The organism is uncultured Cetobacterium sp. (genome assembly GCF_945952365.1).
Classification (GTDB): Bacteria; Fusobacteriota; Fusobacteriia; order Fusobacteriales; family Fusobacteriaceae; genus Cetobacterium_A.
In genome coordinates this window covers 24,871-36,298 of the sequence record NZ_CAMFHX010000026.1, presented here as the reverse complement: position 1 = coordinate 36,298, position 11,428 = coordinate 24,871, and the positions used below count along the sequence as shown (strand labels likewise).

12 protein-coding genes are annotated in these 11,428 nt (G+C 26.5%); 11 read left to right on the top strand and 1 reads right to left on the bottom strand.

Features of this window, described 5'->3' with window-relative positions:
• The first annotated feature begins 70 nt into the window (after positions 1-70).
• The 6 genes from Q0O83_RS09320 to Q0O83_RS09295 all read left to right on the top strand — a co-directional run bounded on the left by Q0O83_RS09320 (position 71) and on the right by Q0O83_RS09295 (position 4,138).
• Positions 71-595: a CD3072 family TudS-related putative desulfidase gene (locus tag Q0O83_RS09320; protein WP_294096461.1), complete on the top strand. Its 525-nt coding sequence runs from the start codon at positions 71-73 to the stop codon at positions 593-595.
• On the top strand, positions 588-1,400 hold the full coding sequence (locus tag Q0O83_RS09315) for an ATP-binding cassette domain-containing protein (RefSeq protein ID WP_294096459.1): 813 nt from the start codon (positions 588-590) through the stop codon (positions 1,398-1,400). The genes Q0O83_RS09320 and Q0O83_RS09315 overlap by 8 nt, the downstream gene beginning before the upstream one ends.
• Positions 1,385-2,164 (top strand): ATP-binding cassette domain-containing protein, encoded by a 780-nt coding sequence (locus Q0O83_RS09310; protein ID WP_293722310.1) that lies wholly within the window; start codon positions 1,385-1,387, stop codon positions 2,162-2,164. Before Q0O83_RS09315 ends, Q0O83_RS09310 begins: the two co-directional genes overlap by 16 nt.
• A gap of 2 nt (positions 2,165-2,166) precedes the next feature.
• The gene (locus tag Q0O83_RS09305) at positions 2,167-2,883 is read left to right on the top strand and encodes an energy-coupling factor transporter transmembrane component T (protein WP_294096457.1); all 717 of its coding nucleotides are present in this window, start codon (positions 2,167-2,169) and stop codon (positions 2,881-2,883) included.
• Between the two features lie 119 nt (positions 2,884-3,002).
• Positions 3,003-3,272, top strand: a complete 270-nt coding sequence (locus tag Q0O83_RS09300; RefSeq protein ID WP_047380843.1) for a transposase — start codon at positions 3,003-3,005, stop codon at positions 3,270-3,272.
• Positions 3,227-4,138, top strand: a complete 912-nt coding sequence (locus tag Q0O83_RS09295) for an IS3 family transposase (protein ID WP_294095075.1) — start codon at positions 3,227-3,229, stop codon at positions 4,136-4,138. The genes Q0O83_RS09300 and Q0O83_RS09295 overlap by 46 nt, the downstream gene beginning before the upstream one ends.
• Here the strand turns inward: Q0O83_RS09295 and Q0O83_RS09290 are convergent.
• The gene (locus Q0O83_RS09290; protein ID WP_294096454.1) at positions 4,120-4,407 is read right to left on the bottom strand and encodes a hypothetical protein; all 288 of its coding nucleotides are present in this window, start codon (positions 4,405-4,407) and stop codon (positions 4,120-4,122) included. The two genes, Q0O83_RS09295 and Q0O83_RS09290, sit on opposite strands and share 19 nt — an antisense overlap.
• A 142-nt stretch (positions 4,408-4,549) precedes the next feature.
• Here Q0O83_RS09290 and Q0O83_RS09285 point away from each other — a divergent pair, with 142 nt between their 5' ends.
• The 5 genes from Q0O83_RS09285 (at position 4,550) to Q0O83_RS09265 (ending at position 11,415) form a co-directional block, all read left to right on the top strand.
• Positions 4,550-4,996, top strand: coding sequence for a hypothetical protein (locus Q0O83_RS09285; RefSeq protein ID WP_294096452.1), 447 nt, complete (start codon positions 4,550-4,552; stop codon positions 4,994-4,996).
• Between the two features lie 457 nt (positions 4,997-5,453).
• The gene (locus Q0O83_RS09280) at positions 5,454-5,813 is read left to right on the top strand and encodes a helix-turn-helix domain-containing protein (protein ID WP_294096449.1); all 360 of its coding nucleotides are present in this window, start codon (positions 5,454-5,456) and stop codon (positions 5,811-5,813) included.
• Between the two features lie 105 nt (positions 5,814-5,918).
• Positions 5,919-6,989, top strand: a complete 1,071-nt coding sequence (locus Q0O83_RS09275) for an IS4 family transposase (RefSeq protein WP_294096448.1) — start codon at positions 5,919-5,921, stop codon at positions 6,987-6,989.
• Positions 6,990-7,306: 317 nt separating this feature from the next.
• Entirely contained in the window at positions 7,307-7,879 is a 573-nt protein-coding gene (locus Q0O83_RS09270; protein ID WP_294096447.1) for a hypothetical protein, read from the top strand.
• Positions 7,852-11,415, top strand: a complete 3,564-nt coding sequence (locus tag Q0O83_RS09265) for a putative mucin/carbohydrate-binding domain-containing protein (protein ID WP_294096446.1) — start codon at positions 7,852-7,854, stop codon at positions 11,413-11,415. The genes Q0O83_RS09270 and Q0O83_RS09265 overlap by 28 nt, the downstream gene beginning before the upstream one ends.
• The last annotated feature ends 13 nt before the right edge of the window (positions 11,416-11,428 follow it).

The following is an 11,428-nucleotide window of genomic DNA, read 5'->3' as shown; positions in this document are numbered from 1 at the left end:
CCTCAAAGGATTGGAGTAGTTTCAATAAATTTTAAGTTAACAGAAACTTTAAAATCAAAGGATAATAAAGATGAAAAGAGCTAAAAAAATTATATTGATATCACATTGTATTTTAAATCAAAATAGCGTAGTAAAGCCTTATGCAAGAAAACAAGAGGAGTTTTTAAAATTTTTGCAAAATAAAATATTAAATAACTATGGAATTATTCAGCTTCCTTGTCCTGAATTAACTATACATGGATTAAAAAGATGGGGGCATGTAAAAGACCAATTTGAACACCCTGGTTTTTTAGAAGAAAGTAAAAAATTATTATTTCCAATTTTAAATCAAATAGAGAACTATTTAAAAAATGGCTATGAAATAGACGGTATTTACGGTATTTCGGGAAGTCCAAGTTGTGGTGTAAATACAACGTGTAGAGCAGATTGGGAAGGAGAAGCTAGTTGTTATGAAAGTTTAGAAGATATTAAAAGTAGAGTAAAATTAGTTTCTGAAAAAGGTGTGTTTATGGAAGTTCTAGAATCACTTTTAAAAGAAAAAAACATCTCTTTAAATTTTTATGATGTTGATGAGTGGAGTGAAAAGATTGATTAGATTAGAGTGTGTAGATTTTTCTTATGACGATAAATCTATATTTAAAAAATTAACACTAAATTTTGAAAAAGGAAAATTTTATACTTTGCTAGGAAAAAATGGTTCTGGGAAAAGTACGTTATTAAAATTAATTTTAGGAATAGAAAAACCTATAAATGGGGAGATTTATATAGATAATTTAAATTTAAAAACTAATTTATATCACTGTAGAAAACAGATAGGAATGGTTTTTCAAAATCCAGATGAGCAAATTGTTACGGATATTGTTGAAGAGGAGATAGCTTTTTCAATGGAAAATTATGGATTTGATTCAGAGTTTATGTTAAAAAAAATAGATGAACTGCTATTAGAGATTGAATTTGAAGGAAGAAATTTAGAAAAGGTATCAAAACTTTCAGGAGGAGAGAAGCAAAGATTGTGTATAGCTTCAGCCTTGGCATTAAACCCTAAAATTTTAATACTTGATGAAGCTACCTCTATGTTAGATCCATATAATAGAAAAATAATATTAAATCTTTTAAAAAAATTAAAAGAAAAAGGAGTAACAATTATTTTAATAACTCACCATTTATCAGAAATAGAGTTTTGTGATGAGGTTTTATTATTGAAAGATAGCAAAATCGATTTTAAGGGCTCTAAAGACCTTTTTAATGAGCTCTTAGTAAAAGGTGAGCTTGGATTAGGGCTGGACCTTCCTCCGATGTTTAAGGTAGCTAGAAACATTTATTTACGTACAGGAATTAATTTGTCACAAAATGTTTTTAATTTAGATAAAATGGGGGAAAGTTTATGGAAATCTCTTTAAGAGAAATAAGTTCAGGATATGAAGAAATAGTATTAAAAAATATAAATTTAAATATTAAAACTGGAAGCTATAATTTTATTATAGGAGAAACAGGAAGTGGTAAATCAACGTTACTTCAAACTATAGGAGTTTTATTGAAAAATAAAACAGGAGATATTCTTTGGAAAAATAAAAATCTTTCTTCAAAAGAACATTTGAAAGATTATAGAGAAAATTATGGTTATATGTTTCAATATACAGAAAAACAATTTTTTAATAGTACAATCAAAGAGGAGATAACTTATTCTTTAGTAAAAAGAAAAGTTTTATCTGAAGAGATTGAAAAAAAACTAGATGAAGTTTTAGAATTATTGGAGTTGTCAAAAGATATACTAACTAGGTCTCCATATGAAGTTAGTGGAGGGCAAAAAAGATTTGTAGCATTAGCCTCAATATTAATGACATCTCCTAAAATTTTGTTATTAGATGAACCTACTGCAGGTCTTGATATAGAAAATAAAAAGTTATTTTTTACAATTTTAGATAAATTGAAAAAAAGTGGAATAACAATAATTCAAATTTCTCATCTTTTAGAAGATGTATTAGAGTATGGTGATAATGTTATTGCTTTAGAAAAAGGTAAGATTATAGCAGAAGGAAAACCTTTTGAAGTTTTAAAAAATTCAGATTTAGATTTTATAAAATTTTGTAAAATTATGAATAATTTTGGTGTTTCTACAGAAAATATAAGAAATATTGATGAGCTTCTAGAAAGGATTAGATAGTTATGAGATTACAAAAGTTTGACCCAAGAACTGTATTTTATACAACTTTAATCTGTATAATTGCATTGGGATTTATAAAAAAACCTTATCAAATTTTAATTTTGTTACCTGTAATATTTTATCAAATAAGACTTTTTTCTATAAATGTAGACAAGTTAAAAAAGATTTTAAAATACTCTTCGGGATTAATGTTTTCAATAGTAGTTATAAACTTTTTTCTAATAGGAAGACCAATTGATTATGTAGTTATATCTTTTTCTAGATTGATTATAATTATATTTTTAGCTACTTCGATGGTTTCATCACTAGAGATAAGAGAAATTGGTTTTGTAATAGAAAAAACACTATCCCCTTTAAAAGTTTTTAAGATTCCTGTAGAATCGATAGGAATTATTACAGCACTTTCATTTAAGTTTATTCCAATGTTGCAAGAGGAAGCTGAAAGAGTAGTGTTAGCTCAAAAGGCTCGAGGAATAGATTATGAACTGATGACTTTAAAAGAAAAAATAGGAAATATAACAACACTTTTTTTTCCAATTGTTATTTCAGGAATTCAAAATGCAATAAATTTAGCGATATCGATGGAAGTTAGAGGATATGGAAATGGAGCTATAAGAAGTAGGTTGAGAAGTTATGGGTTTTTAAAAAAAGACTATCAACACTTAATTTTTATAACTATATTTTGTATAATATTTTCATTTTTATGTATAACATTTTAAAAATTTAATAAAATATCATAATCACTATGCTTTATAAAATACTTAAGCTTGGTGCTAGAATAAGTTTGTAGACATAAAATAACAAATCATGTAAACTAAACCTTGAAGGAAGTGATTTTATGTCTAAACGAAAAACTTATGATGAAGAGTTTAAAAAAACTCTTGTTAACTTAATTTTAAATGGTCAGTCTCTTAAAGAGGTATCTCGTGAATATGGTGTGTCTTCATCCAATCTTATTCTTTGGAGAAAAAAATATAGTAATATTAATACCCAAAGTGATGAGGTTGTCACTCTCGATGACTTTAGAAAGCTTCAAAAAGAACTAGCCGCTGCTAAAGAAGAGTGTGCTATTCTAAAAAAGGCTTTGACAATATTCGCGAAAAACTAGATGATACTAAGATAACTGACCTTATCAAGCAATTAAAACCTAAATACAGCCAAGAAAAAATGTGTAAAATCTTTAAAATTAGTAGAGCTACTTACTACTTTAATCTCAATAAAACTACTACTAAGACTCAAGAGAGATATGAATTATTATCTTCTCAAATCAAAAGAATTTATGAGGAAAATTCTAAAATTTATGGGGCTCCTAAAATACATGCAATACTTAATCGTGAGGGTTATCCCGCGAGTATAAAGCTAGTTCAAAGAATTATGAGAGCATTAGGTCTTTCATCTATTACTAGAAAAAAGTACAAGCCCCAGACAATTAAATCAAAAGTTGAAGCACCTGCAAGTAATCTTTTAAAACAGGATTTTTCAACTACCTCAACAAACGAGAAAATAGTAGGAGATATTACATATATTTACACAAAAGATTTTGGTTGGACATATTTAGCTTCATTTATGGATTTACATACAAACGAAATCAAAGGTTGGGAGTACTCCACAACAATGACAACAGATATCGTTTTAAAAGCTCTTTCTAAACTTAATTTAAACAGTGATCTTACAGGCTGTATTATCCATACAGACCAAGGATCGCAGTATACGAGTAAAGATTATGTAGCTAAAGTTAAAGATTTAGGTGCAACCCTTTCTTATTCAAGAAAGGGTAATCCTTATGATAACGCTCCTATAGAATCTTTTCATTCAGTTTTAAAGAAAGAGTTAATTTATCAAAGTAAACCAAAGACTTTTGAAGAAACTAAAAAGTCTTTATTTAAATATATAGAAGGCTGGTATAACAACCATAGAATTCAGAAAAAACTAGGTTATTTATCTCCAGCTGATTATCAGAAACAAGTTGCATAATTTATAAAATTATGTTTAAAAACTTGACTTAATACCATATCATTGAACTCTTTAATCCAAGAAATGATAAGTTGCTCATATACATCCATTTTTCTTCCAACAATTCTTTGCTTATATTGAGTTCTAAGAAGCTCAAATTCTTCAGACGACATATTCCAATATTTATTGATAGTTCTAACATCTGAATTTAGTATTCTGGCAATTTGAGTTACTTTAAGATTTTGTTCTTTTAAAGTTTTAATTTTATTAAACATAATCCATCCTTTCATCTATATCCTCCAGTAGTATTTGTTATACTAAAAGGATACTATATTTTAAAAGAAAGTGTAATCTAGTCTGCCAAAATTACATCATTGCATTCTGCCAAAAAACCTACAATTTATTCTACCATTAACATATGTATCAAATGAGGTGATTATTTCAGAGTTAACAGCTGAAGAGGTATGGCCATTTTTAAATGATACTTCAAAATGGTCAATATATTATACTAATGTAAAACCGGAAGTATATTTTTACAATGGATCTGGATCAAATTTATTCTCTGAAGCGAGATTTAAATTTACAACTTTTGAATTTTTAGTTGAAGCAGAGGTTACAGAATACGAACCTCCAAAAGATGAAAAACCAGGCCGTATAGCATGGCATGGTTGGGTAGAAGGAGATACAGATTCAAGATTAGATGTTCATCATGCTTGGTTAATTGAAAATTTATCTGGTGGAAGAGTAAGAATTCTTACTCAAGAAACTCAAATAGGAAAACCTGCAAAAGATATGGCAGTTACAAAGCCAAATCCAATGTTAAATGCTCATCAAGAGTGGATTGAAGGATTAGCAAATATAGCTTTAGAAAACAGATAAAATATTTCATAAAAAAAGTAGAGGGCGCCATCACGATTCCCTCTACTACAATTTAAATCATTAAATCTATTCACGTTTAAATAACCTTAAAACTTGTAAAATACTGCCTTAAAAATAAAACAATCTACTAACTTTAAATCTATTTCTCATATAATAGTTAGATTTACAACTTCATGATTTGTTACTATACTTACTCTTATAAAACATCTTTGAAACTGTGTGATGGCTTTTTTAATTACTAAAACTTTTACTACTAAACTATCTAACTATTATTATAAATATTAGACGTTTTTTATAACAAAAAAAGTTTGAATATTTATATATTTTATATCCCTTGTCTTTTCTTGATCTTAATGCTAATATTCTTTATATAAATATATAAGATATGTATATACTTTTTTACACTATACTTGCTTTTTAATAGTGTTTTGATTTTAAAAGAACAGAAGGAGATTATATGGCTAATTTACAAAAGAATTATAGATGTGCTTTAGAATTAACGATAGATTTAATAGGAGGAAAATGGAAGCTTATAATTTTATGGCATCTTGTTAATGAAACAAAAAGATTTAGTGAGTTAAGTAGATTAATGCCTGATATAACACAGAAAATGTTAACAACTCAACTTAGAGAGTTGGAGGAAAAAGGACTGATTAATAGAAAAGTTTATCCACAAGTTCCACCAAAAGTTGAATATTCTCTAACAGAACGTGGTGAAACATTTAAGAAGATACTTGATGATATATATGAGTGGTCAAGCTTATATGCGAAAGATAATAATATAAATATTTTATGTGATTCTGAAGAAAATGAATAAAATTTAATATTAAAGATGTTAAAAAATAGAAAAACTCTGCGGGGGACAGAGCTTTTCTGGGGGGATTAAATTACTTTATTAACACTTTATTATAATATTTAGACTATGATATTTAAAAAAAGTTTAGCAGTTTTTAATCGTATTCTCTTAACAGATTCAAGTGTTTCTAAGCTTCATCGTTCTTTAGCGAAAGACTATCCTGGTGGTAAAAATCAAGAAGGTGAATACTCTAGTTTAAAAATTAATTTCATAAAAGATTTAAAACATAACCTACCTGTAGATGTAAAAATTACAGCTGGAACTAAAAATGATTTTAAATTTTTACCTAAACTAAAGAAAATTATTCGAGCTAAAGATTTAATCTTAAATGATTTAGGATACTATTCTTTAGATTTTTTTAAATATATTTTAAAAAAGAAGGCTTTTTTCATATCCAAACTTAAACTTAATAGCACTAAAACAATTTTTGTAAATAATCCTGATGCCAAATATTTTAAGAATGGTAATGTAAAATCTGAAACTAGATATGTACAACTAGATTTAGAAACAATCTGTAGTTCTATGAATATAGGGGAAATTAAAGAAGTTGAGAATGTATATGTTGGATCAGCATTTGAAAAAGTTCCATGTAGATTAATAATAACAAGGTTAGATGGTGTTCTAGAAGAGCGTAGGTTAAAAACAGTAACTAAAAAAATTAGAGATCCACGTCCTTATTTGCGAGAAGAAAAACGAGATATTGCAAAATATGGATTTATCATAACAAATCTTCAAAAAAAAGATTATCCAAAAGAAGATATATATCCCATTTACAGCTTAAGATGGCAGATAGAGTTAGATTTTAAAAATTGGAAATCAATATTAGAAATTGATGAAAGCACTAGAAAACTAAAAAAGGAAAGAATAGAGGTTCATTTCTATGGAAAGTTATGCAATATACTTATGAACAATGAATTATCAAATATTTTACGAGAAGAAATCGAGGATAAAAGCTTGATTTTTAGTGAAAAGAAGATATTTCAAAAGATTAAATATTACTTAGATAGGATACATCATTATGATTACAAAGTTTTTAGAATAATAGATAAATTAAAAATACTAGTTCCTAAAACCTGTATAAAAAGTAGAAGGAAAGGGGAGTTCAGCTCAGATGATATATTAAAATTGATAATTTAAAGATTTGAAGTAATAGCTTTGAGTAAGTGCTGTTAACAGCATTTTTTTGTCATACCAAAAAATATCCAAAATTTAAATTTGTATAAAAAAAGAACTCAAAAATCTTTTAGAAGAATTTGAGTTCAGATTATTTTTCTTAAGTTGAAGGGTATGGAACCGAGGCCTATAGAAATACAAGTTTATCAACAAGTGAAGATAGTAAACAATTTAACTATAGTATTCACTCAAATGAACCATTAGGTATAAAAATTTTACAAAGTTGTTCAATTGAAGTTTTAATAGAGGGACAAAATATAGTTGGAGATGCCAATATAAATTTGCATAACATAGTAAATTTGAAAGGTGTAAAAAAAATCCCTGTAAATATTTGGACGCAAATAGATATTTCAGAGATGGGTGGGCTATTTATAGATGTACAAAATATTAAAAATAAATTAGATTCAGTTGATGAAAGATTTAGTTTTAGTGTGAAAGTAAAAATGAATAAATCTGATTATACACTTGCTTCTATTTTTGATATTAGAAAAGAAAAAATTTCAGAGAATACTTTATCTAAAGAGGCTTTTCATGAGAAAGTATTTTTAAATGAAAACGGAGATGATCCAGGATTACTTATAAGTGATAATGTGAGAATATATATTCCAATGATAAAACATCTTATAAAGAAAAATAACGAGCAACAAATGGATATATTAGAAACGTTAGAGGTTAATGAAGAGATAATCGCATTATACAATAAACTAGCGGGGTTAAATGAAAATAATGAGAAAGATATGCATAAACCTAGAAAAGGATTTTTCTTAGTTACTGGAAGAGAAGAGCATAGAGGATATATGTCAGCTGGAAGTACTATTGGAACAATATGTTTGCAAATGCTAAAACAAGAATAGATAAAAATGATCCTAATTGGTCTTGGGCATATGGAAATAAACAACAATATGAAGAAACAAAAGTAGTTCCATCATATTCTGATTATCTAACTAAAGGTGAGCAGTATAAGAGAATAGTTCCTATGTATTTCTTCTTAGCATTTATTGATAGTATTGACAATGAATTTATGCAAAAACTTGAAACATTCTGGAGAGAAGAAGGAAAGTATTCTGGTTGGGATTTTGTTGCATACTTTATAGCTAAGCAATATAAATTAAATGTTATACCTTTTATAAAGATGTGTGAATTACAAGATGTGACAGATTTCAATGCAATTGATGACATAATTGATCTTTCAAAATCATCATATATATACACAGATGAAAATTATTGGTTTGACTCAATAAGAAATATATCAATCCCACCTACAGTAAGAAAAATATATCCTGGTAGAAATAGAACTTTAAGTGGAATAGCTAATCCTGAGGCTGAAATAGAGATAGAACTAGGTCAAAATAGATATACAGTAACAGCAGATTCATTAGGAAAGTTTTCATTCTTAGTTCCAGAAACAATTTATTTAAATTCAGAGTTTAAAATAAAATCAACTGAAAAAAATAAAGTTTCAAGTCATGAAATTGATATTATAGTTTCAGATGATAAGCCTAAGCTATTCTTCAAAGGATACAAAGATGAAGTTTTTTTAAGAGTAGAGTTTGATTTTGTAAACAAGAAATTTATAGCATCATCATCAGGAGTAGCAGCTAATGTACATCATCATTCATCAGAATATATTGTGATAGAGCACTATAATAAAAAAAATAAATTAAAAAAAAAAAATTCTGTAGCAGGTTCTTCAAATGCTGATTATGTTTCAAATCTATTGAATGAAACAAAGTTTATAGAAGGAGACTATTTAAAGCTTTCACATAAAGAGCAATTTAATAGGTTAGCTCTACTGGGTGAAATTAGAGATACTGAGGAATATTATGATTATGGAGTTAAGAATCTAGATTTATCAAACTCATATTTCTATATAATGAAATCAGATATATTGTATTCAACAATTCAATTAGAACTTAATGAAAATAAGGATGATTTAATTGAATTAATAAAAGAGTGTAACTATGATAAAGATGATTATTCTAAAAATAGTTACAATGAATATGTTTTAGCATTAGGTAAATCAATAGAAGTTTTAGAAAACGACGATGCTCTAGAAAATGAAATTATAAAAGCTTATAGGGATTTAGAAAAAGCAATACAGAATTTAAGAAAAAAGAATAAAATTATATTTAAAGGATATAATAATGTTAACTTCTGTGAAATAGTATTCAACGATGATTCTATGATGCTTGAAGCTAAGGGAATTGACACAACAATACACCCATTCCATGGAAGTAGTAAGTATGCAGAAATAAAGCTATTCAATAGAAGAGGAATAGTTAAAGGAAATTATTCAATAAAAGCAAATGAGAGTAGTTTAGAGTTTGCTAAAGGTATAAGTACACTAACTTTTGAAGAAACAGATTATATTAAGTTATATCACTTAGAAAAAAATAGCAGAATGGTAATAGAAGGATTTGTTGAAAATACGCCATCTAATTTAAATAATGGTTGTTCTGATATAGATTTAGAAAATAGTTATTTCTATATACTAAACGAAAATCTAAAATATTCAAATATATTATTGGATTTATCAGATGATAAAACTAAGTTAAAAGATAAGATTGAAGAGTTAGAAAAGTTAGATTCTAATATATATACAAAGCTTTCTTTTAATAACCTACAAATGGTTATCCAAAAAGCTAAACAGTTGTTAGAAACACCAAATTTAACAGAGCAGGAGATAATATTAATTTTAGAAGAGTTAAATGAGGTTGAAAATGCATTAAGAGAAAAAAATAAAATTCTGTTCAAGGGATATAATAATGTTATTTTCTCAGAATTGACATTCAATTATGATTTAATGAAATTTGAAGCTAGTGGAATAGAAAATATGATTCATCCATATCAATATTCACGTAAATATTCAGAGGTTATACTATACAATAGAAAAGGAATGATAAAAGGTAGTTGTAGTGTAAATGCAAATGAAAATAGTATGACATTTGCAAATAGTTTAAATGCAATGAATTTTGAAGAAACTGATTATATTAAGCTATATCATTTAGAGAAAAATGCTAGGCTAGTGCTAAATGGATTTATAGAGGATGCACCGTATGATTTATCGTCTGGTTGTCTTGATATAGATTTAGAAAATAGTTATTTCTATATATTGAATGAAAATTTAAAATATACGAATACTTTATTGGATTTATCAGATGATAAATCTAAATTAAAAGATAAAATTGATGAGTGTTTAGAAATATCTCCTGAAAATTATACGAAAGTAAGTTATAACTATTTAAAAAGTCATATAGAATATGCTACATCAATGCTATCTACTCCTAATTTAACTCAAGTCGAGATTGATTTAGAAGTTCAAAGATTAGATGAGGCAAAAAATAATTTAAAAGAAAAAAATAAAGTTATATTTAAAGGATATAACAATGTAAATTTCTTAGAATTAACATTTAATTATGATTTAATGAAGTTTGAAGCAAAAGGAACGGACTCAATAGTACACCCATTCCACTATGGACGTAAATATGGAGAGGTTATCTTATGTAATAAAAAAGGAATAGTAAAAGCTAGTTATAGTGTAAATGCAAATGAAAATAGTATCCAATTTGCAAATAATTTAAATAAATTAACATTTGAAGAAACAGATTTTATTAAGCTGTATCATTTAGAGAAAGATAGAAGGTTAGTGATGGATGGATTTATAGAAAATACACCATATGATTTATCAACTGGTTGTATTGATATAGATTTAGAAAATAGCTACTTCTATATATTAAATGAAAATTTAAAATATAGTGATATTTTATTGGATTTATCGGATGATAAAACTGAATTGAGAAATAAAGTTGAAGAATATTCACAAATATCTTCGGAAAAATATACTAAAAAGAGCTATGATTATTTCAAAAATCATCTGAATTATGCTCAGTCAATATTGGAAGTTCCTAATTTAACTACAGATGAAATTAACTTAGAAATTGAAAGACTAGATATTGCAAAAAATAAATTGAGAGAGAAAAATATCGTTATATTTAAAGGGTATAATAATACTATTTTCTCAGAATTGACATTCAACTATGATTTAATGAAATTTGAAGCTACTGGAATAGAAAATATGATTCATCCGTATCAATATTCACGTAAGTATTCTGAAGTTGTATTATTCAATAAAAAAGGTATTGAAAAAGGTAGATGTAGTGTAAATGCAAATGAAAATAGCTTGGAGTTTGCAACTGCTTTAAATAACTTAAACTTTGAAGAGACAGATTATATTAAGTTGTATCATTTAGAAAAAGATAGTAGATTAGTAATAGAAGGCTTTGTAGAAGATGCGCCATATGATTTATCTACTGGTTGTTTCAATATAAATTTAGAGAATAGTTATTTTGCTATTTTAAATGAAAATTTAAAATATTATGAACAAAATTAGAGTAAAAAAATAT

Coding starts and splice junctions, on each gene's coding strand:
- Q0O83_RS09320 (WP_294096461.1), top strand. CDS start 71: ATGAAAAGAGCTAAAAAAATTATATTGATATCACATTGTATTTTAAAT.
- Q0O83_RS09310 (WP_293722310.1), top strand. CDS start 1,385: ATGGAAATCTCTTTAAGAGAAATAAGTTCAGGATATGAAGAAATAGTA.
- Q0O83_RS09305 (WP_294096457.1), top strand. CDS start 2,167: ATGAGATTACAAAAGTTTGACCCAAGAACTGTATTTTATACAACTTTA.
- Q0O83_RS09300 (WP_047380843.1), top strand. CDS start 3,003: ATGTCTAAACGAAAAACTTATGATGAAGAGTTTAAAAAAACTCTTGTT.
- Q0O83_RS09290 (WP_294096454.1), bottom strand. CDS start 4,407: ATGAAAGGATGGATTATGTTTAATAAAATTAAAACTTTAAAAGAACAA.
- Q0O83_RS09280 (WP_294096449.1), top strand. CDS start 5,454: ATGGCTAATTTACAAAAGAATTATAGATGTGCTTTAGAATTAACGATA.
- Q0O83_RS09275 (WP_294096448.1), top strand. CDS start 5,919: ATGATATTTAAAAAAAGTTTAGCAGTTTTTAATCGTATTCTCTTAACA.
- Q0O83_RS09265 (WP_294096446.1), top strand. CDS start 7,852: ATGTTTGCAAATGCTAAAACAAGAATAGATAAAAATGATCCTAATTGG.